The organism is Roseovarius aestuariivivens (assembly GCF_004761875.1).
Lineage (GTDB): Bacteria > Pseudomonadota > Alphaproteobacteria > Rhodobacterales > Rhodobacteraceae > Roseovarius > Roseovarius aestuariivivens.
This window is the reverse complement of sequence record NZ_SJEY01000012.1, coordinates 65942-88175: the sequence shown is the minus strand read 5'-3', so window position 1 is coordinate 88175 and position 22234 is coordinate 65942. Positions and strand designations below refer to the sequence as shown.

The following is a 22234-nucleotide window of genomic DNA, read 5'->3' as shown; positions in this document are numbered from 1 at the left end:
CCTACTGGCGGATCACTCGACGCTGAGCGCGAGATCCAAGAGCTTCTGGCCTTCGGGCGAGCCTTCGAGGAACGCCTTGTAGGCGGTTTCCTGTGCGATGGCACGCCAGGCGTCGAACTCTTCCTGGCTCATCTCGGCGATCTCGACGCCGTTCTCGGCAAAGACGTCCCGCGCGTTGCCGTCCTGGCTCTTGGCTTCTTCCAGGTAGTAGGCTTCGGCCTTGGCGGCGGCGGCCATCAGCGCCTCTTGCTGTTCGGGCGTCAGGCTGTCGAACTTGGATTTGTTCATCAGCATCGGCTGATACATGAACCACAGCGCGTAGTCGCCGGCCGGCGTGAAGCACGCCACCTGTTCATAGATGCGGTAGCTGACGAAGGACGAGGATGAGGTGTTGGCCGCGTCCAGAACGCCCGTTTGCATTGCGTTGTAAATCTCGGCCGAGCTCATGGACGCGATCGACGCGCCGGCGCCTGCCAGCATCTGCTCGAACGCCTTGCCGGCCGCGCGGGTTTGCAGGCCCTCGACGTCCTCGGGCGCGGTGATGCACTTTTCCTTGCCGGCGAACCCGCCCGCGAGATAGCCGTGCACCAGCACCATCACGTCATCCTCGGCCATGATCGCCTCGATTTCCTCCATGAAGGGGCTTTCGTTGAGGCGCGCGGCGTGGTCGTGGTTTTTCACGAGGCCGGGCATCAGGGTGAGGTTGTAGGCGTTGCGCAGACCGCCCGCATAGGACAGCGGGAACACGATCATGTCGACCTGTCCGCGTGCCAGCGGCTTGTACTGCTCGCGCGCCTTGAAGAGCGACTGCGACGGGAAGATCTGGATATCCAGACCCACATCCGCCGCCGCGACCTCGTCGGCGACCATCTGCGCCACCTTGTGACGGACGTCGCTGGTCGACCACTGGTGCGACAGGCGCAGTTCTTCGGCGGCGGCAAAGCTGCCGGTGGCCAGCAGGGCCGCAGCGGCCAGGGCCGATTTCATCGAAAACTTCATTGGTATCCTCCCAAAAGTCATGAACCCGCCGGAGCGGGCATTGCCGTTACGTTAGTTTATGCTTGTTTTTTAAGTCAAGCATTTTGTATACAAGATTTTGGGGACTGTATTCTAAGCGGGAGGACGCATCCCTTGGAGCGCCGCCGATCGGAAAAGATAGCGCAAGATCTCGAAGAAGCGATCTTCGACGGGACATTTGCCGACGGAGCCCGCCTTGACGAGGTGCGGCTTGCCCGTGAATTCGGCGTCTCGCGGACGCCGCTTCGCGAGGCAATTCAACGGCTTGCCCTGTCCGGCCTGGTCGAGCTTATCCCCCGGCGCGGCGCCTTTGTCCGACAGCCCGGGCTGGCCGAGCTGATGGAGATGTTCGAGGTGATGGCCGAGCTGGAGGCGGTCTGCGCGCGGTTTGCGGCGCTGCGCATTTCGGACGCGGCCCTGCTGGAGCTGCGCGATGCCAACGCCAAGTGCCTTGCGGCGGTCGAGGCGCGCGACGCGGACGCGTATTATTTCGAGAACGAGCGGTTTCACAAGACGATCTATCGCGAATCGGGCAACGCGTTTCTGGAAGAGGAGACCCTGCGGCTGCATCGCCGGCTGAAGCCCTTCCGCCGTCAGCAGCTGCGCTTTCGCGGGCGGCTGACCCAATCCATGGCCGAGCACGAGGCGGTGGTGGACGCGCTGGAGGCCGGGGACGCGGGCACTGCCGCGGCGCGGCTGCGCGAGCATGTCGCGGTGCAGGGCGAAAAGTTTCACGACCTGCGCATGAGCTTTCGCAGTGCCGCCGAATAACCGGGCAGGCGGCGATCAGGCCGCCGAGCTGGCGGGCAGGTCCAGCGAGAACGAGACGATCTCGGTATAGGTCTGAAGCATGTCCATCGCCGCCGCGAAGGTGTCATAGGCGCTTTCCTTGACGATGTAGCCCGCGATCTTGTGATCGTAGGCGGCGGCGATGTCGCGCGGGGAATCCGAGGTGGTCATCACAAACACGACGGAATTGGCCAGTTCGATATCCTCGCGCAACTCGGCCAGAAATTCCAACCCGTTCATGCGTGGCATGTTGAGATCGAGCAGGATGATGAAGGGCCGGCCGACAGCTTCCTCGCCGGTGTCCCGCAGACGATCGAGCGCGTCGCGCCCGTCGACGGCGCGTTCGATCGGGTTGGTCAGACGCAGTTTCTTGACCACGCGGCGGATGGCCATCACGGCAACGTCGTCATCATCGACCACAAGAAAGGTCACGGGGGGCTTTGGGGTCATGCGGCGAGGTCTCCTTGGCGTTGGGGGATGTCGAGGGTCTGCGGCGCGGGCTGCTCTGTCTGGGCCGGCTGGCGCGGCAGATGGAGGGTGAAGGTTGTGCCCCGGGCCTGCGCGGGATCGGAGGCGACGGTGATCGCGCCGTCGAGCGTGGCGGCGAGTTTGCGCACCAGCGCAAGGCCCATGCCGCTGGCTTCGATCTCGTCGCGCGCGCGCAGGGTCTGGAACAGCTCGAAGATGCGGTCGTGGTATTCCGGCGCGATACCGGGGCCGTCGTCGGACACGGAGATATCCAGCCCGTCGGCGGTGTCCACGCACGCGATCACGATCCGGCCCCGGCCGTGATCGTGATGCTTGATCGCGTTGCTGACGAGATTGAGCAGAATCGTCTTGACCGGCACAGGGCGGGTAAGGAAGGGCACGGGCGCGTCCTGTAAGACAATGTCGAACTGCGCGGCGTCGACGAAAACGGCGCGCAGTTCCTCAGCGAAGGCGGTGAGATCGAAGATCGCCTGCCCCTGCCCTGTCTGGCCGATCCGGGCGTATTCCAGCAGGCCGCTGAGATGCCCCGAAAGCCGGCGCACCCGGTTGCCGATCATATCGAGATTGTCGCGCGCGCCCTGGGGCAGATCCGCGCCGTAATCCTCTTTCGTCCACTCGACGAGGTCGGCCACGGCCCGCAGCGGGCTGCGCAGGTCGTGCGCGGCGACATAGGAGAAGCGCTCCAGCTCGTCATTGGTGCGCCGCAGCGCCTTGGCCATGGTCCGCGACTGGTCCACCACGCGCTCGATCGCGCCGATTTCGTCGGCGCCGGTGACCGGCACGGGTTCCGAAAGGTCGCCCGCGGCGATCCGGCGGACATGCTCGGTAATCGCCGCAAGGCGCACCAGGATGCTTTTCTGGATGAAAAACCACAGCACGCCCGCCGCCGCCATCACCAGCCCGAGCGTCATCGCGAGCTTGAGCAACAGCACCTTGCGCAGGGTGTCGGCCGTGCCCTGCGCGGCGGTTTCAAAGGCGGTGGCCGAAGCCAGAGACGCACGGCCCAGTTCGATGCCGACCTGGTCGACATGGCGCGCGACCGCGCCGACGGCCCGCGCGCGCGTCTCGCGCATGTCGCGCAGCAGGGCGGCCGTTTCGACCGCGCCGCCTGCCCCGATCATGGCGTCGCGGAACCGCTTGAGATCCCGCGCGAGACCCTGTTGCAACGGCCCGGGCTGCAACCGCGCCATACGGGTCGCGAAGGCCCCGATTTCCGCCAGAAGCTCTGCCTTGGCGAAGTCCCCGGCGCGGCGCGCGGCGGGATGAAAGCCGCCGAGCAGGATCGACAGTTCAGTTACGCTGGCCTTCATTTCCGAGACGAGAACGGCCTCGCCGATCCGTGCGCGCCGCTGCGCGGGATCGACGATGGCCTGCGGCGGGCGCAACAGGAACCGCATTTCGGTGTCGTGCAACGGCAGCAGCACGCGCACCATGTCATCGAGGCTGGCACGCGCGTCGGCGATGCGCGCGTCGATCCGAGCCTCGGCGGCCAGGACGCGTTTTTGCGTGCGCAGGAGTTTGCGCAGGTCATGCGCGAGGTACGGCAATCCCGGCGAAAGCTCTGCGCGGGCGACGAGACGCGCCAGGCGATCGGTGATGGAGGCGACGGCGTCGCTGGCCGCGTCAAGCTCTGCTTCGCTACGCAGGGCGGGAATAGACTGGGCGACATTGCGCAATTCATGCTCCAGATCGGGCAGATCGGCCACGGTCGTCAGCAGCGGGGTCGCGCGCGCAGCCAGCCGGGTGATATCGGTCTGCACACGCGACAGTTCGCGCCATTCGACCACGACGCCGATGAACAGGATCGACAGCAGCGCCACGAGATAGATGCGCGATTTGGAAATTATGGACTCTGCCGAGAACCGCATCACCGAGCCTGATCAACTGCTGTTCGATCCGCACGTTACGCCGCAACCCTTCACGATCCCTTAAGCCGCGCCCGGTAGATTTCCGTCATCTTCGCACATGCACGGAACCGGTCGCGATGCTGACAAGACGATATATGATGCTGACAGGGCTGGCCGGGTTGGCCGGCGGCGTTGCCGCTGCCAAGGACGAGGTCGCGATCTGGGCGCAGGCGCTTGGCCGACCTTTGCGGGTGCTGGTGCCGGAAGGCTCTCAAGCCAATATCGCGCCCGTAAAAGCGCTGTTCGAAGCGGGGCGCGGCTGTCCGGTTCAGATCGTGGTGACGGATCTCGACAGCATCAACGCGACCCTGTCGATCGAGGCCGTGACGCGCAGCGAGCAGATCGACGTGGCGCTGCCGGCGACCTTCGGCATTCCCGATCTCGCCGAGGCGGGCGCAATCCTGCCGCTCGACACGCTGGACGCGCAAGCGGGCGGCGCGGAGCAGATCGACGCGATGCTCTACCGTAAGGGCGACTGGTTCGATGGGCGTCACTGGGGCTATCAGACGGATGGCGACATCTACATGATGTTCTACCTGCGCGATCTGCTTGAGGATCCCGGCGAGGCCGCGCGCTTTGCCGACCGGCATGGCGTGGCGCTGAAACCGGCGCAGGACTGGGCCGAGCTTGACCGGCAGATGGCGTGGTTTCACCGGCCCGAGGACGGTCTTTATGGCGGGTGTCTTTTCCGGACGGAGATTTACGCGGCCTGGGAATGGTGGGCGCGGTTCCACGCCAAGGGCGCCTGGCCCTTCTCACCCGACATGGTGCCGCAGATCGACGGCGATGCGGGACTGGCCGCGCTGGAGGACATGATCCGAAGCGCGGCCCATCTGACCGGCACCGGGCTTGGGCTTTTCGATAATTGGGCGCGCTACAAGCGCGGCGATATCTTCGCGAATATCGGCTGGGGCGGCACCCAGAAAAGCCTTGTCGCCCCGGGATCGCCGGTGCGCGGGCGCGTTCTGCCGGCCGGGCTTCCCTGCGGCGCGCGGGACGGTCAGCGCGTGCCGATGTCCTATTTCAACTGGGGCTGGAGCTATGTCGTGACCCGCCATTGCCCGGTGCCGGACCTGGCCCACGCCTTTGCCCGTTTCGCCGTCTCCGCCGAGGTCTCAGCCACCGCCGTCGCCGCGACGGACGGCTATTTCGATCCGTTCCGCATCGAGCATTACGCCGACGCGCGGATCGTGGACACCTATGGCGAGACGTTCCTGAGCGCGCATCGGGAGGGCATGAAGATGGCGATACCGGATCTCTACCTGGCGCGGCGCAACGAGTATTTCGGCGCGTTGAGCCATTGGCTGGGCCAAGCCCTGACCGGGCGGGAAACACCCGCGCGGGCCTTGCGGAACATCGCCGAATCCTGGGAGCTAACGACCGAGCTTGTTGGGCGCGCGCCGCAGATGGCGCGCTGGCGGAACCTGCGCGAAAGCTATCCGGCGACGCTGCGTGATTTTCTGCGCGACCGGAAGTCTGGCTGAACCGGCGGGGCGGCTTTGCCTTGCGGTCCGCATGCGCTTACCGTCAGCATCTGGCGGCCGGCCGCCATTCGCCAACCCGGCCATTTTTGAGGAAAGAGCATCCGCCCAGACAGGGCGGCGCGCCGCTGGCGCAACGCGGTGCGGGCGGCACATGCCCCTGCGCGGGGCGCGCCGGACGCGCGTTGCCGTGGCAACCGGAGGTCATGCGGCACGGCGCGAGATTGGCTCGGCTTTTCGGGCGCCCGCCCCGGTCAGCCGGAGCTGTCGAGGGGCAGATCCACCGTGACCGCGCATCCGGTCGTTCCGATCGGATCGACAAGCGAAATCCGGCCCGAGGCCTGTTCGACCACCTTGCGCGCGATGGCCAGGCCGATGCCGGCGAGGCCCGTTTCGCTGCGCGGTTTGAGCGACTGCAAGGGCTTGAAGACCTGCGCGCGGAGCTCGGGCGCGATACCCGGGCCGTCGTCCTCGATCCAGAGGAGAACGCGCGCGCCGGACCGGTGCGCGCTGACCTCGACGTGGCCGCCCCCCATGTGATGATGATCGACCGCGTTGCGCAAAAGCGCCTCGAACGCGCGGGCCAGATCGTTGCGGGGCCCCAGAACGACTGGCGGATCGCCTTTGAGGTCAAGGGTGAAGCCGGCCGCATGCGGCAGCGCCGACCAGATCTCGCGCAGCAGCGGCCAGAGCGGCACCGGCCCCGGCGCATCGGCCAGCCGCCCGACGCGCGACAGATCAGTCAGCGCGTTCAGCATCCGGTCGAGCATGTTGGCGTAGTCGCGCAGCATCGCGATATGCTCCCCCACCCCGGCGGGCAGGGTCACGCCCGCCGCCGCGAGATCCTCGTCGATCCAGTCGGGCAGCACGCGCAGGGCGCGCACATGCGCGCGCAGATCATGCGTGAGGTGGTAAAGAAATTCCTCGGCTTCGGTGCCGGAGGCCATGAGATCCTGCCTGCCCACGTCGCGTGCCCGTCCGTTGTTTTGACCGCAGAACCCTGCCCCCGAAAGGCTTTCCAATTCCTGAAGGTCGCCCCGCTGGCCGCGTTGGGTTTGAGTTAAGTTCTATGAATAAAACCCGAAATCTTAACCCCTTGCAGAGGCGGCCGGGCATAGCGTGAACCGGCAGGGGGCAGAGACGTTGGGAAAGGACATGACATGATTCCAGTATCGCAGCTTGATCCGGCGGGGGTGGCGCCCGCCCCGCCGCTGGTGCAGATCGATTCCGCGGGGACGTCGCGGGGCCGGTTCGATGTCCTGATCCTCGATGACGACCGGTTCGAGCAGCGCCGCATCATGCGGAGTTGTTCGGAAACCGGCCTGCCGGTGCAGACGACGCTGGCCACCGACCTGCAGGAATTCGAAGCCGCGTTGTCGCAGCAAAGCTATGACGTGGTGCTGATCGACTATCTGCTGCCCAAAGGCGACGGGCTTGCCGCGCAGCGGATGGTGCAGAACCACCCGGTGAATTTCAGTGCGGCGGTGGTGATGATCTCTTCGGCGATGTCGACGGAAGTGGCGATCACGTCGATGAAGCGCGGCTCTCTGGATTGCCTCGACAAGGCGAATCTGACCACCGAGAAGCTGCGCGAACTGATGATCGCCTCGGCCAAGATGTTCGCCGAGGCGTCACGGCACTGGATCGGCGAATTGCTGGCCAAGCAGCGCGTGCAGATCTCGCAGGACATCGCGAAGGTGGTCCGCGACGAAATGGAATTTGGACGATTCATCGACACGATCGACAAGCGCATTCTCGACGTGATGGCGGCGCACGGCCTGACCAATGTTGGCCATTGGGACGCGCGCAGCCTGACCGATCCCGACGAGCCGTTTCACTTTCGCTGAGCCTCAGCCCGGGGTCTTATCCTTCCGGCCCCGCGAGAAAAGCGACCGCACGACGACGTAGAGCACGGGAACGAAGAACACGCCCACGACGGTCGAGGCAGTCATGCCGCCCAGGACCACGATGCCGATGGCGTTCTGCGCCTGCGCGCCGGGCCCCGAGGCCAGCGCAAGCGGCACGACGCCCAGCATGAAGGTGAGCGCCGTCATCAGGATCGGGCGCAATCGCTGACGGGCGGCCGTCACCGCCGACTGCACAAGATCGCCGGTGGCGCGCAAGCGTTCCTCGGCGAATTCGACCACGAGGATCGCGTTGCGCGCCGCAAGACCGATCGTGGTCAGAAGGCCCACCGTGAAATAGACGTCATTGGCCTGACCCAGGAAATACGAAAACGCCAGCGCGCCCGCCATGCCCACCGGCACCGACAGCATCACGGCAAGCGGCACGACCCAGCTTTCGTAAAGGGCCGCCAGCGCGAGGAACACGACCAGCGCCGAGATGGCGTAGAGCATCAGCACGTTGGAGCCCGCCGCACGTTCCTGATAGCTGATGCCGGACCAGCCGACCCCGTAGCCGGGCAACGTGTCCTCGGTCAGTTCCATCATCGCCGACATGGCGACGCCCGAGCTTGCGCCTTGTGCCGCATCGCCTGAGATCGGAACCGCGCTGACCCCGTCAAAGCGGTTGAGCGTCGGCGGGACCTGATCCCAGCGCGTCTGCATGAAGGCGCTGAACGGCACCATCTCGTCGCCGGCATTTCGCGCGTACCAGCCTTGCACATCGTCGGGCGACATGCGGTAGGGCGCATCACCCTGCACGACCACGGGCCGCAGCCCGCCCTGCAGCAGGAAGTCGTTGACGTCGCGCCCGGCGAAGATCACCGACAGCATGGCGTTGACCTGATCGACGGACACGCCGAAGCTTTCGGCCTTGGTGCGGTCAATCTCAAGGTTGAGCGCGGTCTCGAATTCCGTGCCGTCGGCGCGCACCGAGGTCAGCCGGTCGTCCTGCCGGGCCGCCCCGACGAGCGAATTGGCGGCTTCGATCAGCGCTTCGGTGCCGTTGCGCGCACGGTCGAGCAGGTACATGGAGAACCCGCCGGTATTGCCCAGGCCCTGGATCGCGGGCGGCTGGATGGTGAAGATCTGCGCGGTGCGGTGACCGAAGAAACGCTGATTGGCGCGCTGCGCCACCGCGCCCGCGGATTGCGCCGGCGTCGTGCGCTGCTCAAAGTCGATCAGCCGCGTGAAGACGATGGCGTAGTTCTGCCCCTGCCCCTGAAAGCTGAACCCGCGGACGCCGAAGGTGCCGTCGACCACGTCGGCCTCGTCCTCGAGAAAGTAGGCTTCGACCTCGGACAAGACCGCGTCGGTTATCGGAATGGTGGTGCCCGTCGGCAGCGAGATAAGCGACAGCACCACGCCCTGGTCTTCTCGCGGGATGAAGGAGGTGGGCAGGCGGTCGTAGATCCACAAGCCCCCGCCGATGATGCCCGCAAGCAGCAGAACCATCACCGTGCGCATCTTCAACGTCGCCGCCACCGCGGCGGCAAAGCCCGACACGAGGCCCTTCAGTCCGCTATTGAACCAGCGGGCGGGGGCGAATTTCACCTCGCCGCGCTTGCGCAGGAGGCCCGCGCACATCGCCGGCGTAAGCGAGAGCGCGATGCCAAGCGACAACACCATGGCGGAGATGATGGTGACGGAGAATTGGCGGTAGATCACGCCGACCGAGCCGGCGGAAAACGCCATCGGCAGGAACACCGCGGCGAGCACCACCAGAATGCCGATGAGCGCGCTCTGGATCTGGGTCATGGAGCGGCGGGTCGCCTCGACCGCGCCAAGATCTTCCTCTTCCATCAGGCGTTCGGTGTTTTCCACGACGACGATGGCGTCATCCACCAGAAGGCCGATGGCGAGCACCATGGCGAACATGGTCAACGTGTTGATCGAGTAGCCCAGCAGCGAGAGCACCGCGAAGGCGCCCAGAAGGGCCACCGGCACAGTGATGATCGGAATGATCGTGGCGCGCCATGTCTGCAGAAAGATCATCAGCACGACGAGCACCAGCAGGATCGCCTCGATCAGGGTTTTGTAGACCTGCTCGATCGACAATTCCACGAAGGGCGCGGTGTCGTAGGGTACTTCGAATGTCATGCCTTCGGGCAGAGAGCTTTCAAGCTCTTCCATCAGGTCGCGCACGGCGGCGGAGGTTTCCACCGCGTTGGCCCCGGTGCGCAGGTTGACGCCGAAGCCCGCCGCCGGTTTGCGGTCGAGCCGCGACTGCCGGTCGTAGGATTCGTTGCCGATCTCGACGCGGGCCACGTCCGAGAGGAAGACCGCGCCGCCGTATTCTGTCGTCTTGAGGAGGATGCGGCGGAAATCCTCTTCGGTTTCCAGCTGGCTTTGGGCGGTGATCGAGGCGGTGAATTGCGTGCCCTCGACAAGCGGCGGCGCGGCCATGCTGCCCACCGCAACCGAGGCGTTCTGCGCGCGCACCGCCGCGATGACGTCGTTCGGCGTAAGCTGATATCGCGCGAGCGCCAGCGGATCGAGCCAGACGCGCATCGCATAGCCCGACCCGAAGAGACGCGCGTCGCCCACCCCGTCGAGGCGCAAGAGCGGACTTTCGACCAGGTCGAGATAGACATCGCCGAGATCGGTGGAGGTGTGCGTGCCGTCCTCGGACACGATCGAGCCGACCATCAGGAAGGACGAGTTCGAGCGGGTGACGGTGACGCCCAGATCGCGCACCACCTCGGGGAGTTGCGATTCGATCTGCGTGACGCGCACCTGCACGTCGTTCTGGGCGGTGACCGGCGCGATGGAGCTGTCAAAGGTGAGCGTGGTCTCGGACGAACCCGGGCGCGAGACCGCGGTGGTGTAAAGAAGCCCTTCGAGACCCGTGAGCTGATCCTCGATCACGCGGGTCACGGTGGTCTCTACCGTTTGCGCGGTCGCGCCGGGATAAGGGGCCGAGATGCGCACCGAGGTCGGCGCGATGTCGGGATATTGCGAGACCGGCAACTGCACCACCGCAATCGCGCCGACTAGCGACATGACGATGGCGATGACCCAGGCGAAGACCGGCCTGTCGACGAAGAACGCACCCACTGATGTTACTCCTCTGCCGGAACGGTCACGCCGTCCTTGGTGAGGGTGACGGGCTGCGGCGCGACCTCGGCGCCGCTGCGCAGGCCGGTGAGGCCGTCGACGACGAGGCGTTCGCCCGGCTCTATCCCTTCGGCCACGATCCAGGCGTTGTCGTAGACGCCGAGGCTTTCGGCCCGGATCTGCTCTGCCTTGCCGTCACGGACGAGATAGAAGGTCAGAACGCCCTCAGCGTTGCGGCGCGCGGCGCGCTGCGGCACGAGAAAGGCCTGGCGCGTGCCGAGCGTGACATCGACGCGCAGGAACTGGCCCGGGCGCAGGATGTGTTCGGGATTGGGAAAGCGGACGCGGAATTCGGCGGTCCCGGTGGTGGTAGAGACACCCGCGCTTTGCGAGACGAGCTTTCCGGGCTGGTCGTAGGTGTCGCCGGTTTCGAGGATCAGATCAAAGCGATACGCCTCGTCGGTGTTGATCGCGCCGTTGCGGATCAAATCCTGGATCCGCACGACGCGGGCCGAACTTTCGACGAGATCGACGTAGATGGGATCGAGCCGGGTCACGGTGGCCAACGCCTCCGCCTGGCGCGCGGTGACGACCGCGCCGACGCTGACCGCCGCGACCGAGGCCTCGCCGTCGATCGGGCTGGTGATTTCGGTGCGCTCCAGGTCGAGCCGGGCCAGTTCCAGCGTGGCGAGGGCGGAATCGAGCTCGGCCTCGGCGGAGAGAACCCCGACCCGGGCATCTTCGAGCTGCGCCTCGGAGGTCGCAAGCTCTCGCAGCTGTTCGGTGCGGCTCAGGGTGTTGCGCGCGGCCTGCAGCGCGCTTTCGGCGCGCGCAACCATCGCCTCGGCGGCGCGGACATCAGCGGCGTAGGTGTCGTCGTTGATGCGGAACATGATATCGCCGGTCGAGATATCGGCGCCCTCGTCATAGACCACGTCCTCGATGATGCCACTGACCTGGGGGCGGATCAGGCTTTCCTGGAACGCCACGGCCCGGCCCGGCACGGTGAGGGTGAAGGGCACGGCCTGTTTTTCGAGGGTGATCACGCCCACCGGCTTGGGCCCCTGCCCGCCCGGCGCCTGCGCCGAGACAGGCGGCGCAAAGATCAGGGCACAGAGCGACACTATGGCAAGAAAACGGGGCATCAGGTCGAAATCCTCGGAAACTACGGGTCTTTACGGGCCCGTCTCCGGGTCCGTTCCTTGGCAGCTAGATAACGCGGGCGCCGGATTTGGAAAGCGGTCTTTGCGCGCGCTGGCGCACAGGGCTGTCTCAGACGGACACACCTTTAAGCAGCGTGTCGCGATCGATATCGCCTTTCTTGCCGGAGAGGGTCACGCGCCCGCGCCGCATGATCACAAAGCTGTCGGCGAGCGCATAAGCGAAGTCGAAATACTGCTCGACCAGCACGATGGCCATATCGCCGCGCTCTCGCAGGCGTTCGATGACGCGGCCGATCTGCTGAATGATGTTGGGCTGAATGCCCTCGGTCGGCTCGTCGAGCAGGAGGAGGCGCGGCTTCGTCACCAGGGCCCGCCCGATGGCGAGCTGCTGTTGCTGACCGCCCGAGAGATCACCTCCGCGCCGGCCGCGCATCTCGTCGAGCACCGGAAAGAGCTCGAAGATCTCGTCGGGGATGCGGCGGTCGCCCTTGGGCAGACAGCCGAAGCCAGTTTCGAGATTTTCCTGCACGGTCAGTAGCGGAAAGATCTCGCGCCCCTGCGGGACATAGGCGATGCCGTGGCGGGCGAGGTGATGCGCAGGCAGCCGGCCCAGCGCGCGCCCATCGAGCGTGACCTCGCCGGAGCTGCGGCGATGTGTGCCCGAAATGGCTTTCATCAGGGAGGTCTTGCCGACGCCGTTGGTGCCCATCACGCAGGTCACGGCGCCGGTCTTGGCCTGCAGCGAGACGTCATAGAGGATCTGGCTGTGGCCGTAATGCAGGTTGAGGTTTTGCACGTCCAGCATTCTCTAGCGCCCCAGATACACGTCGATGACTTTTTGGTTGGCGGTCACGTGGTCGAGCTTGCCCTCGGCCAGCACGCTGCCCTCGTGCAGGACCGTGACCTTGCAATTGAGGCGGCGCACGAATTCCATGTCATGCTCGACCACCACGACCGCGCGGGTCTTGGCGGCCTCGACCAGAAGTGAGGTCGTGTGCTCGCGCTCTTCGGGCGTCATGCCGGCGGCGGGCTCGTCCACCAGCAGCAGCTTCGGCTCCTGCGCGAGCAGCATGCCGATTTCCAGCCATTGCTTCTGCCCGTGCGACAGTTCGCCGGATTTGCGCGACAGCTGATCGGCGAGGCCGATTTCCTCGGCCAGTTCGCGGACCCGCGAAAGGGCCTTTTGCGAAGCGCGCCAGAAAAGAACCGAAAGTGGCCCGCGCGGGCGGGCGAGCGCCATGAGCAGGTTGTCTTCGACGCTCTGATCCTCGAACACCGTAGGCCGCTGGAACTTGCGCCCGATGCCGGCCTGCGCGATCTGCGCCTCGGACATCTTGAGGAGCGAGACGTTCTTCTCGCCCCAGAGCACGCGGCCCTCGTCCGGTTTGGTCTTGCCGGTGACGATATCCATAAAGGTGGTCTTGCCCGCGCCATTGGGGCCGATGATGGCGCGCAGTTCCGCCGGGCCGATGTTGAACGACAGGTTGTTGATGGCCCGAAAGCCGTCGAAGGTGACGGAGACGCCCGAGACTTCGAGAAGCGTGCTCATCGGTCGGCCTCCTTCTCGCGCAGGGCGCCCTGATCCGGGCCAAGGTCCGCGCCGTGGCGGTCAGGGCGGCGGGCATCGGCGATGAGATCCACCAGCCCGCCGATGCCGCGCGGCGCGAAAATAGTCACGGCCACGAAGGACAGGCCCAGCAGGATCAGCCACCAGTCGACCCAGGAGATAGTGTAGAACCCGAGGTTCACGTCGGGTGCCTGGCCACCGGTGAACCAGCTTGAGACAAGGCTGACGAAGGCCGCGCCGATGACCGCGCCGTAAAGCCGCCCGCGCCCGCCGATGGCGACCCAGACCGCGAGGTAGATGGAGGCGATGGGCGCGATCTCGGCCGGGTTGATGATACCCGCCTGCGGATAATAGAGCGCACCCGCGATGCCTGCGATCATGGCCGTCACGGTGAAGATCATCAGCTTGTACTGCTCGACCGGGTAGCCGAGGAAACGCACGCGCGCCTCGTTGTCGCGAATGCCGCGCAGGACCGAGCCGAACTTGCCCGAGACGATCCAGGCGGAGAGGACATAGCCCAGCGCGAGGGCGGCGGCGGAGGCCCAGAGGAACCACATCGACACGTGGGATTGCGGCACGTCCGTCAGGCCAGGAATGTTCTGCAGGCCCGAGAGACCGTTATTGCCCCGCAGGCCGCTGTCGTTCTGGAAAAGGTAGAGGGCGAGAGCCAGCGTCATGGCCTGCGTGAGGATCGAGAGATAGACGCCCGTCACGCGGCTGCGGAAGGCCAGCCAGCCGAAGACCAGCGCCAGAAGCCCCGGCACGGCCACAACCAGCACCAGTTGCAGCAAAAGGCTGTCGGCGAAGGCCCAGATCGCGGGAAACTCGGACGCGCCCACCACACCGAAGATCTGCGTGCCGATGGCGTCGACGATTTCCTGTTCCGTGGGCGGAATCGCGGCCTCGGCCATGGAGCCCGCGACGATGTCACGGGTGCGCTCGTACATGAGCCACATGCCGATCATGTAGCCCCCTAGCCCGAAGAAGGCGAAATGCCCAAGGCTGAGGATGCCGGCATAGCCCCAGACCAGATCCATCGCCACGGCGACGAGGCAGAGGCAAAGCGTCTTGCCCAGCGTCTTGACGAAGGACGTCGATAGATAGCCGGTACCGTAGGCCTCTGACAGGAGCGTTACGCCCAGGGTGAAGAGCGCCAGCAAAGCGAGGAAGATCAGGATCGACGGGTGACGGGCGACAAGCGGGCGTCTTTGCATGGCTCAGTCCCCCGCCGCGCGCCCGCGCAGCGCGATGATGCCGCGCGGACGGAACTGGATGAAGATGATGATGAAGATGATCATGTAGGTCTGTGCGGCCAGCGTATTGGACGGGTTGAACCACTCGATCCCCTTTTGCAGGAAGCCGATCATCGTGGCGCCCAGAAGCGTCCCCCAGATGTTGCCGACACCGCCGACCACCACGGTCATGAAGGACTGCACGATGTAATCCTGCCCCAGCTCGGAGGTGACCTTGGCCCAGAGGCCGATGGCGACACCCGCGATGCCCGCGATGCCGGACCCCAGCCCGAAGGTGAGCATGTTCACTCGGTCGGGATTGATGCCCATGCTGGCCGCCATGCGGCGGTTCTGCGTAACCGCGCGGGTTTCAAGACCCAGCCGGGTGCGGTTCATGATGTAAAGAAAGAGCGCAAGGAAGATGAGCGCGAGGGCGAAGATGGCGATGCGGATATAGCTGATCGAGACCACGTCATTGAGAACCCAGGCGCCATCGAGCCAGTCAGGCGAGGTGAGCGGCCGGGCCTGCGTGCCGAAGATATTCTTCGCCAGCTGCTGCAGCGCGATGGAAATGCCGAAAGTGGCCAGAAGGGTTTCCAGCGGGCGATTGTAGAGAAAGCGGATCACCAGCCGTTCCATCGCCACGCCCGCCCCGAAGGTGACCGCGAAGGCCAGCGGGATGGCCACGAGGATCGACGCGGTCGGGCCAGGCACGAACTGCTGCACGACGTAGCCGGTATAGGCGCCCATCATGATGAATTCGCCATGGGCCATGTTGATCACGCCCATCACGCCGAAGGTGATGGCAAGACCGATGGCTGCGAGAAAGTAGATCGACGCCAGAGAGAGCGCGTCGAGTGTAAGATCAACCGCCTGCCCCACGGCGACGCGGGTGGCGATGCTGTCGAGCGCGGCTTGCGCGGCTGTCGTCACGGCGGCGTTGGGCTCGTCATAGACCTCGGCGAAGATGTATTGCGCGAGAGTTGCGTCGACCTCGGCCTCGGTCGGGACGGGCGGCGCGATACCGTCGGCCACGAGCCGGTCATAGGCGGTGCGTCGGGTCTCTTGCGTATTGAGATTGTGCACCTGAATGCCGGCCACCTCGCCATCGGTGATGTTTTGCGCGAGCGTATCCTTGATCGCATCAGGGCCGAGGCGGGAGGGGGCGTCGCCGGCGGAGACGAGCATCTCGTAGGCTTCGGCGCGCGGCAGGGCGTCCGAGCCGGGCGTCAGCGTGCGGGCGATGTTCAGGCTGTCGGGCGGCGCGCCGTTGAAAACGCGCAGGCGCGTGGACAGGATCGGGTTAAGCGTGGCGCGCACGTCGACGCCGGTATCTTCCGACATCTCTTCGATCGCGGCGATGCGGGCCTCCGGGTCGCGGTCATAGGCCATGGTGAGCAGCCGTTCGAGACGCTGTTTCTTGGCGAGTAGGTCCGGATCGGTCTCTCCCTCAATCGAATTTCTCAAGGGTGCGAGCGCGTCCTCGTTCGGGTCGCGTTCGAGCGATTGCAGCGCAGCGCGGCGGTTTTCGGGGTCGGGATCGGAGAGCTGGAACTGCACCAGCGCCACGGCGATGAGGCCGCGAATGCCGCTGTTGGGCTTGATCTGGTCCAGATCGTCGGCGGGAAATTCGCCGAGGTCCTCGCCGGTATCGAGATCAAAGAGGCGATAGGTTTCCCGGTTGATCCGCTCGGCGCGGAAATACTGCCCGTCGGTCAAGCGCAGCCACATGTCCTTGGCCTGCCATGTTTCCAGAACGGTCTGCGCCTGGGACAGGCCGCTTGCCGCAATGGCGTCGATGGCGGGCTGGATCGTGCGGCGCGAGCTTTCCTGGATGAGCTCGGACTGCTCTTGCAGGATAGGCTGGATCGAACCTTCGTCCTGCGCCCGCGCGGGGGCGGTCAGCGCCAGACAAAGAAACGCCAGCGATGCGAAGAGAACTCGCAGCATATTGGGGGCTTTCCCGAGAGGTGGTGCGGACCGGGGGCGCGGACGCCCCCGGCGTAGATCACGCAGGCGTCAGATCAGTAGTTCGACTTGATCTGTACGCAGGTCTCGGTCTCGGTGTTGTACATCCCGCAGCCAAGTTCCTGCCAATCGGACTTGAGCACTGCCGATTCCGGCAGGTAGTCGGTCCAGGCGTCGCCCGGGACTTCCTCGGTCTGGCTGATGATGTCGAACTGGCCGTTTTCCTGGATCTCGCCGATGAGCACCGGCTTGGCGAGGTGGTGGTTCGGGAGCATGACGGCGGTGCCGCCGGTGAGGTTCGGGAATTCCTGCCCGTACATCGCGTCGCGCACGGCATCCACATCGGTGGTGCCGGCGTCTTCGACCGCGTTCACCCACATGTTGAAGCCGATGTAATGCGCCTCCATCGGGTCGTTGGTCACGCGCTCTTCGCCCATGCGCTCTTTCCACTTGGCGATGAAGTCGGCGTTGGCCTCGGTATCGGCGGACTGGAAGTAGTTCCACGCGGCGAGGTGACCGACGAGGTTCGAGGTGTCGAGGCCCGAAAGCTCTTCTTCACCGACCGAGAAGGCGACCACGGGGATGTCGTCGGCGGAGATGCCGGCGGCCGCCAGTTCCTTGTAGAAGCCGATATTGGCGTCGCCGTTGATTGTCGAGATGACACCGACCTTCTTGCCGTCGGCGCCCAGCGCCACGACATCGGCCACGATCTTGGACCAGTCGGAATGGCCGAAGGGCGTGTAGTTCACGAAGATGTCTTCCTCGGCGATACCTTTGTCCATCAGGTAGCTTTCGAGGATGTTGTTGGTGGTCCGGGGATAGACATAGTCGGTGCCCAGAAGCGCGAATTTCTCGACGCCGAGTTCTTCAAGGAAGTAGTCCGTGGCCGGGATCGCCTGCTGGTTCGGGGCCGCACCGGTGTAGAACACGTTCTTGGAGCTTTCCTCGCCCTCGTACTGGACGGGATAGAAGAGAAGGCCGTTCAGTTCCTCGATCACCGGCAGGACCGACTTGCGGCTGACGCTCGTCCAGTTGCCGAAGATCACGTCGACGTCCTGCACCGTCAGAAGCTCGCGTGCCTTTTCGGCGAAGAGCGGCCAGTCGGAGGCGGGGTCGACGACGACTGCCTCAAGCTCGCAACCCAGAAGGCCGCCGGCAGCGTTCTGATCGTCGATCAGCATGAGCATGGTGTCTTTGAGCGTGGTTTCGGAAATGGCCATCGTGCCGGAAAGCGAGTGCAGCACGCCCACCTTGATCGGGCAATCCTGTGCCATTGCGGGTGCGGCGGTCGCCCCCAGCAGGGCCGCGGCGCAAAGAGTGGATTTGAGGTCTTTCATAGTCAGTCTCCCCTGCAGGGCCGAACGCGGGCAACTTGCCGGGAGGGACAAGCGCGCCTAGATGGACCCTGCAACTTGGTTGTTGCAATGCGTGTGGCGGCCGGTGAGAGGTCCAATTCCGCTGGCCGTCACATCACCCGGCGGCCCATTCTAAGGGGCCTGCGTGAATGCCGGGTGCCTGATCCTTTTGAGAAAGCACGCGTTCCGCCAATCGGCTCATGGAGGCCGGGAGGGTGAGACCGGGTATTTTGCCCATTTTGACGGCAGTTCTTTCCGAAATGCCCGGGAAATGCGCAGAAAAGAGTAAATTTTTGTCGGGCGGTGTGATTCTTGTGGTTTGATCCGGGTAAGGCCAGAGAGTCGGGCCGTGACGACCCTTACGTAAAGACAGCGCTGCCGCATGCTTGACGCAACACCTTATTCCGCCCCGCGCGCCGCCCTGCGTCAACCGAGGGCGCGCGGCTTTGCCCGCATCGAAGCGGTGACGGGAGCGCGGAGCACCCGGCTTGGCGGGCTGCGCCAGCAAGGGGCGATGCGCGTGCTTTTTCCGCGTGTGGCGCACGGCGCGATGCAGGCGGTACTTATCAACACAAGTGGCGGGCTGACGGGCGGCGACCGGATGGATATCCGCGCGAAAGCGGGCGCGGGTGCGGCGCTGACCCTCACGACACAGGCCGCCGAGCGGGCGTACCGAGCGAGCGGCGATGCGCCAGCCGTGATGGACACGCGGCTCGAGGCCGGCGCAGCGGCGCGGCTGCATTGGTTGCCGCAGGAAACGCTGCTGTTCGAGGGCTGCCACCTGCGCCGACGGCTGCTGGTGGAGGCCGACGCAACCGCTGAGGTGCTTTTTTGCGAGCCGGTGATTTTCGGGCGCGCGGCGATGGGCGAGGTCGTGCGCGACGGGCGGTTCGACGACCGGATCACGCTGAGCCTTGGCGGAGAGACAGTGTTACTGGATGCGACGCGGATGGCGGGCGATCTTGACGCGCAACTGGCCCGCACGGCGGTGGCGGGCGGCGCGCGGGCGATGGCGCTGATCGTGCTGGCCGGGCCGCGGGCCGCGGTCGCCCTGCCCCACTTGCGGGGCCTCTTGCCCGAAACGGCCGGCGCAAGCCTTGTTCGCGAAGACGTACTGGTGGCGCGGATGCTGGCCGAAGACGGCTTTGCGTTGCGCGCCACGCTGATGCCCGCGCTGCGGATGCTGGCACAGGACGATTTACCAAGACCATGGATGATCTGACATGAACCTGACCCCGAGAGAGAAAGACAAGCTTCTGGTCGCGATGGCCGCCGAGGTGGCGCGCAAGCGGCTGGCGCGCGGTGTTAAGCTCAACCACCCCGAGGCGATCGCTCTGATTACCGATGCGGTGGTCGAGGGCGCGCGCGACGGGCGGTCCGTGGCCGACATGATGGAGGCGGGCGCGCAGGTGATTACCGCCGATCAATGCATGGAGGGCGTGCCGGAAATGATCCACGAAGTGCAGGTCGAGGCGACCTTTCCCGACGGTACCAAGCTGGTGACCGTGCACCAGCCGATCCGGTGAGGAGCTTGGGTATATTGGCCAAGAAGAAGCAGGAGGGCGCGCGATGATCCCGGGCGAAGTGATGGTGGCCGAGGGGGAGATTACCCTCAACGAAGGCCGCGAGGCGATCACGGTGATGGTGGCCAATACGGGCGACAGGCCGGTGCAGGTGGGCAGCCATTACCATTTTGCCGAGGCGAATTCCGCGCTGGAGTTTGATCGAGAGGCTGCACGCGGCTGCCGGCTGGATATCGCGGCCGGAACAGCCGTGCGGTTCGAGCCGGGGCAGCGGCGCGAGGTACGGCTTATTCCCTTCGGAGGCGCGCGCGAGGTCTATGGCTTCAACCAGGCCGTGATGGGGAAGTTGTGAGGGCTGCGGCGATCCTTGCGGTGATGCTGGCCAGTCCTGTGGCCGCGCAGGATTGCGATGGCACCACGGCGGAGATGATCGACTGCGGCGCGCGGTCGCTCGACCTGGCAGATGGTGAGCTGAATGCCGTCTACAAGCGCGTCATGCACGAAGCGCAGGCGGGCGGCTATGCCGAGGAGGTGCGCGCGGCGCAGCGCCTTTGGATCCCTTATCGCGATGCCGCCTGTGCGGCGGAGGCGGCGCCCTATGATGGCGGCTCTAGCCAGCCGCTCATTCGCATAAGCTGTCTCACCCGAATGACCGAAGCGCGCACTGAAGAGTTGCGCATGTTCTCTATGAATTGACCAGACCGGAGCCACGCACATGCCCGCCACGATCAACCGCCACGACTATGCCGCGATGTTCGGCCCAACCACCGGCGACCGGGTGCGTTTGGCCGATACCGACCTCATCATCGAGGTCGAGCGGGACCTTACGACCTATGGCGAGGAAGTGAAGTTCGGCGGCGGCAAGGTCATTCGCGACGGGATGGGGCAGAGCCAGGCGACGCGGGCAAGCGGCGCGATGGACACGGTCATCACCAATGCGCTCATTCTGGATCACACCGGTATCTACAAGGCGGATGTGGGCCTGCGAGACGGGCGTATCGCGGCGATCGGCAAGGCGGGCAACCCCGACACGCAGCCCGGCGTCGATATCGTCATCGGCCCGGGGACCGAGGCCATCGCCGGCGAAGGCCGGATCCTGACCGCGGGGGGCTTTGACAGCCATATCCATTTCATCTGTCCGCAGCAGATCGAGGATGCGTTGCATTCCGGGATCACCACGCTACTGGGTGGCGGCACCGGGCCCGCGCACGGGACGCTCGCCACGACCTGCACGCCCGGCAGCTGGCATATCGGGCGGATGCTGCAGGCGCTGGATGCGTTTCCGATGAATTTCGGCCTGTCGTGTAAGGGCAATGCAAGCCAGCCCGCCGCGCTGGTGGAGATGGTCGAGGCCGGGGCCTGTGCGATGAAGCTGCACGAGGATTGGGGGACGACGCCGGGCGCCATCGACTGCTGTCTGAGCGTGGCCGACGACATGGACGTGCAGGTGATGATCCACACAGATACGCTCAATGAAAGCGGCTTTGTCGAGAACACCGTGGCGGCCATCAAGGGCCGGACGATTCATGCGTTTCACACCGAGGGTGCGGGCGGGGGCCACGCGCCGGATATCATCAAGATTTGCGGCGAGAGCCATGTGCTGCCCTCCTCGACCAACCCGACACGGCCTTTCACGGTCAACACGCTGGAAGAGCATCTCGATATGCTGATGGTCTGTCACCATCTCGACAAGTCGATCCCCGAGGACGTGGCCTTTGCCGAGAGCCGGATCCGGCGCGAGACCATCGCCGCCGAAGATATCCTGCATGACATGGGGGCGTTTTCGATCATCGCTTCCGATAGCCAGGCGATGGGGCGCGTGGGCGAGGTGATCATCCGCACCTGGCAGACTGCCGACAAGATGAAGAAGCAGCGCGGGCGGTTGTCGGACGAGACCGGTGAGAACGACAACCTGCGCGCGCGGCGCTATATCGCGAAGTACACGATCAACCCGGCCATCGCGCACGGCATGAGCCATGAGATCGGGAGCATCGAAGTGGGCAAGCGGGCCGATCTGTGCCTGTGGAATCCGGCCTTTTTCGGCGTGAAGCCGGAGATGGTTCTGCTTGGGGGGTCCATCGCCTGTGCGCAGATGGGTGATCCGAATGCATCGATCCCGACGCCGCAGCCGGTCTATTCGCGGCCGATGTTTGCCGCGTTCGGGCGGTCGGTGGAGCGGTCGGCGGTCACGTTCGTGAGCCAGGCGGCGCAGGCGGCGGGGCTGGGGGCGAACCTTGGTCTGGCCAAGGACACCGTCGAGGTGCGGCGCTGCCGCGATATTGGCAAGAAAGACCTGATCCTGAACGACGCCTGCCCGAAGGTGGAGGTGAACCCGGAGACCTACGAGGTGCGCGCCGATGGCGAACTGCTGACCTGTCAGCCGGCGGCGGAATTGCCGATGGCGCAGAGATATTTCCTGTTCTGAGGCCGGCAAGGGGGCAAGCCATGCAGAGACAACAAGACGGGATTGCGGAGTTGGTGGTGTTGGAGCGTTATCAAACTGCCTATTTCCTGTGCACGGGAGGAGCTGAAACGACAAACAGGACAAGTTCCAATGGCCTATACAGCCGACCAACTGACCGATTTTTATCCGAAACGTCCACTTATGACGCGCCTGCTCGATACGCTGGCGCTTTGGACAACAGCGGTCGCCGACGCCAATCCCTATATGCGCCGTGTGCGCGCACTTCAGGGGATGAGCGACCGGCAACTCAATGCGCTTGGCGTGCCGCGCGACGAGATCGTGCACCACGTTTTCAAGCACGCCTACTACCGCTGAACTTGG

20 protein-coding genes are annotated in these 22234 nt (G+C 65.1%); 9 read left to right on the top strand and 11 right to left on the bottom strand.

Going from position 1 to position 22234, the window contains the following annotated elements; genetic code table 11:
* Nucleotides 1-12: 12 nt before the first annotated feature.
* Nucleotides 13-999 (bottom strand): TRAP transporter substrate-binding protein DctP, encoded by a 987-nt coding sequence (dctP, locus tag EZV60_RS17125; RefSeq protein WP_135506956.1) that lies wholly within the window; start codon nt 997-999, stop codon nt 13-15.
* A 132-nt stretch (nt 1000-1131) separates the two neighbouring features.
* On the opposite strand from dctP, the gene EZV60_RS17120 reads away from it, so the two are divergent.
* Nucleotides 1132-1788, top strand: coding sequence for a GntR family transcriptional regulator (locus EZV60_RS17120; protein ID WP_135506954.1), 657 nt, complete (start codon nt 1132-1134; stop codon nt 1786-1788).
* Between the two features lie 15 nt (nt 1789-1803).
* On the opposite strand, the gene EZV60_RS17115 is transcribed toward EZV60_RS17120, so the two are convergent.
* Together EZV60_RS17115 and EZV60_RS17110 are read right to left on the bottom strand one after the other, a co-directional pair.
* Nucleotides 1804-2256, bottom strand: a complete 453-nt coding sequence (locus tag EZV60_RS17115; protein ID WP_135506952.1) for a response regulator — start codon at nt 2254-2256, stop codon at nt 1804-1806.
* Nucleotides 2253-4163: a sensor histidine kinase gene (locus tag EZV60_RS17110; RefSeq protein WP_135506950.1), complete on the bottom strand. Its 1911-nt coding sequence runs from the start codon at nt 4161-4163 to the stop codon at nt 2253-2255. The genes EZV60_RS17115 and EZV60_RS17110 overlap by 4 nt, the downstream gene beginning before the upstream one ends.
* 116 nt (nt 4164-4279) lie before the next feature.
* Here EZV60_RS17110 and EZV60_RS17105 point away from each other — a divergent pair, with 116 nt between their 5' ends.
* On the top strand, nt 4280-5686 hold the full coding sequence (locus EZV60_RS17105) for an extracellular solute-binding protein (protein ID WP_135506948.1): 1407 nt from the start codon (nt 4280-4282) through the stop codon (nt 5684-5686).
* 251 nt (nt 5687-5937) lie between these two features.
* Here the strand turns inward: EZV60_RS17105 and EZV60_RS17100 are convergent, their stop codons facing one another.
* Entirely contained in the window at nt 5938-6630 is a 693-nt protein-coding gene (locus tag EZV60_RS17100) for a sensor histidine kinase (protein WP_135506946.1), read from the bottom strand.
* A gap of 213 nt (nt 6631-6843) precedes the next feature.
* On the opposite strand from EZV60_RS17100, the gene EZV60_RS17095 reads away from it, so the two are divergent.
* Nucleotides 6844-7530 (top strand): response regulator, encoded by a 687-nt coding sequence (locus tag EZV60_RS17095; protein WP_135506943.1) that lies wholly within the window; start codon nt 6844-6846, stop codon nt 7528-7530.
* 3 nt (nt 7531-7533) lie between these two features.
* Here the strand turns inward: EZV60_RS17095 and EZV60_RS17090 are convergent, their stop codons facing one another.
* From EZV60_RS17090 to urtA, 7 genes are all read right to left on the bottom strand, one after another.
* Nucleotides 7534-10641 carry an efflux RND transporter permease subunit gene (locus tag EZV60_RS17090; RefSeq protein ID WP_135506941.1) on the bottom strand — a complete coding sequence of 1036 codons (3108 nt, stop codon included), beginning with the start codon at nt 10639-10641 and terminating at the stop codon, nt 7534-7536.
* Nucleotides 10642-10646: 5 nt separating this feature from the next.
* Nucleotides 10647-11786, bottom strand: a complete 1140-nt coding sequence (locus EZV60_RS17085) for an efflux RND transporter periplasmic adaptor subunit (protein ID WP_135506939.1) — start codon at nt 11784-11786, stop codon at nt 10647-10649.
* A gap of 127 nt (nt 11787-11913) precedes the next feature.
* The gene (urtE, locus tag EZV60_RS17080) at nt 11914-12609 is read right to left on the bottom strand and encodes an urea ABC transporter ATP-binding subunit UrtE (protein WP_135506936.1); all 696 of its coding nucleotides are present in this window, start codon (nt 12607-12609) and stop codon (nt 11914-11916) included.
* A 3-nt stretch (nt 12610-12612) separates the two neighbouring features.
* Nucleotides 12613-13353: an urea ABC transporter ATP-binding protein UrtD gene (gene urtD / locus EZV60_RS17075; protein ID WP_135506934.1), complete on the bottom strand. Its 741-nt coding sequence runs from the start codon at nt 13351-13353 to the stop codon at nt 12613-12615.
* On the bottom strand, nt 13350-14585 hold the full coding sequence (gene urtC, locus EZV60_RS17070; RefSeq protein ID WP_135506932.1) for an urea ABC transporter permease subunit UrtC: 1236 nt from the start codon (nt 14583-14585) through the stop codon (nt 13350-13352). The genes urtD and urtC overlap by 4 nt, the downstream gene beginning before the upstream one ends.
* 3 nt (nt 14586-14588) lie before the next feature.
* Nucleotides 14589-16553 (bottom strand): urea ABC transporter permease subunit UrtB, encoded by a 1965-nt coding sequence (gene urtB, locus EZV60_RS17065; RefSeq protein WP_135506930.1) that lies wholly within the window; start codon nt 16551-16553, stop codon nt 14589-14591.
* 74 nt (nt 16554-16627) lie between these two features.
* Nucleotides 16628-17908, bottom strand: coding sequence for an urea ABC transporter substrate-binding protein (gene urtA / locus EZV60_RS17060; RefSeq protein ID WP_135506928.1), 1281 nt, complete (start codon nt 17906-17908; stop codon nt 16628-16630).
* Nucleotides 17909-18308: 400 nt separating this feature from the next.
* On the opposite strand from urtA, the gene EZV60_RS17055 reads away from it, so the two are divergent.
* The 6 genes from EZV60_RS17055 to EZV60_RS17030 all read left to right on the top strand — a co-directional run bounded on the left by EZV60_RS17055 (nt 18309) and on the right by EZV60_RS17030 (nt 22228).
* Complete coding sequence (locus tag EZV60_RS17055; RefSeq protein ID WP_135506926.1) at nt 18309-19148, top strand: urease accessory protein UreD; 840 nt, start codon at nt 18309-18311, stop codon at nt 19146-19148.
* A gap of 1 nt (nt 19149) precedes the next feature.
* Nucleotides 19150-19452 carry an urease subunit gamma gene (locus tag EZV60_RS17050; protein ID WP_135506924.1) on the top strand — a complete coding sequence of 101 codons (303 nt, stop codon included), beginning with the start codon at nt 19150-19152 and terminating at the stop codon, nt 19450-19452.
* A gap of 43 nt (nt 19453-19495) precedes the next feature.
* Complete coding sequence (locus tag EZV60_RS17045) at nt 19496-19801, top strand: urease subunit beta (protein WP_135506922.1); 306 nt, start codon at nt 19496-19498, stop codon at nt 19799-19801.
* Complete coding sequence (locus EZV60_RS17040; RefSeq protein ID WP_210115119.1) at nt 19798-20145, top strand: lysozyme inhibitor LprI family protein; 348 nt, start codon at nt 19798-19800, stop codon at nt 20143-20145. Before EZV60_RS17045 ends, EZV60_RS17040 begins: the two co-directional genes overlap by 4 nt.
* A gap of 19 nt (nt 20146-20164) precedes the next feature.
* Nucleotides 20165-21874: an urease subunit alpha gene (ureC, locus tag EZV60_RS17035; protein ID WP_135506920.1), complete on the top strand. Its 1710-nt coding sequence runs from the start codon at nt 20165-20167 to the stop codon at nt 21872-21874.
* A 129-nt stretch (nt 21875-22003) separates the two neighbouring features.
* The gene (locus EZV60_RS17030) at nt 22004-22228 is read left to right on the top strand and encodes a DUF1127 domain-containing protein (protein ID WP_135506918.1); all 225 of its coding nucleotides are present in this window, start codon (nt 22004-22006) and stop codon (nt 22226-22228) included.
* Nucleotides 22229-22234: the final 6 nt, after the last annotated feature.

What these genes read in the sequence shown, in the direction of transcription:
- dctP (WP_135506956.1), bottom strand. Translation starts at nt 999, where the DNA reads ATGAAGTTTTCGATGAAATCGGCCCTGGCCGCTGCGGCCCTGCTGGCC.
- EZV60_RS17115 (WP_135506952.1), bottom strand. Translation starts at nt 2,256, where the DNA reads ATGACCCCAAAGCCCCCCGTGACCTTTCTTGTGGTCGATGATGACGAC.
- EZV60_RS17110 (WP_135506950.1), bottom strand. Translation starts at nt 4,163, where the DNA reads ATGCGGTTCTCGGCAGAGTCCATAATTTCCAAATCGCGCATCTATCTC.
- EZV60_RS17105 (WP_135506948.1), top strand. Translation starts at nt 4,280, where the DNA reads ATGCTGACAAGACGATATATGATGCTGACAGGGCTGGCCGGGTTGGCC.
- EZV60_RS17100 (WP_135506946.1), bottom strand. Translation starts at nt 6,630, where the DNA reads ATGGCCTCCGGCACCGAAGCCGAGGAATTTCTTTACCACCTCACGCAT.
- EZV60_RS17095 (WP_135506943.1), top strand. Translation starts at nt 6,844, where the DNA reads ATGATTCCAGTATCGCAGCTTGATCCGGCGGGGGTGGCGCCCGCCCCG.
- EZV60_RS17085 (WP_135506939.1), bottom strand. Translation starts at nt 11,786, where the DNA reads ATGCCCCGTTTTCTTGCCATAGTGTCGCTCTGTGCCCTGATCTTTGCG.
- urtE (WP_135506936.1), bottom strand. Translation starts at nt 12,609, where the DNA reads ATGCTGGACGTGCAAAACCTCAACCTGCATTACGGCCACAGCCAGATC.
- urtD (WP_135506934.1), bottom strand. Translation starts at nt 13,353, where the DNA reads ATGAGCACGCTTCTCGAAGTCTCGGGCGTCTCCGTCACCTTCGACGGC.
- urtC (WP_135506932.1), bottom strand. Translation starts at nt 14,585, where the DNA reads ATGCAAAGACGCCCGCTTGTCGCCCGTCACCCGTCGATCCTGATCTTC.
- urtB (WP_135506930.1), bottom strand. Translation starts at nt 16,553, where the DNA reads ATGCTGCGAGTTCTCTTCGCATCGCTGGCGTTTCTTTGTCTGGCGCTG.
- urtA (WP_135506928.1), bottom strand. Translation starts at nt 17,908, where the DNA reads ATGAAAGACCTCAAATCCACTCTTTGCGCCGCGGCCCTGCTGGGGGCG.
- EZV60_RS17055 (WP_135506926.1), top strand. Translation starts at nt 18,309, where the DNA reads ATGCTTGACGCAACACCTTATTCCGCCCCGCGCGCCGCCCTGCGTCAA.
- EZV60_RS17050 (WP_135506924.1), top strand. Translation starts at nt 19,150, where the DNA reads ATGAACCTGACCCCGAGAGAGAAAGACAAGCTTCTGGTCGCGATGGCC.
- EZV60_RS17045 (WP_135506922.1), top strand. Translation starts at nt 19,496, where the DNA reads ATGATCCCGGGCGAAGTGATGGTGGCCGAGGGGGAGATTACCCTCAAC.
- ureC (WP_135506920.1), top strand. Translation starts at nt 20,165, where the DNA reads ATGCCCGCCACGATCAACCGCCACGACTATGCCGCGATGTTCGGCCCA.
- EZV60_RS17030 (WP_135506918.1), top strand. Translation starts at nt 22,004, where the DNA reads ATGGCCTATACAGCCGACCAACTGACCGATTTTTATCCGAAACGTCCA.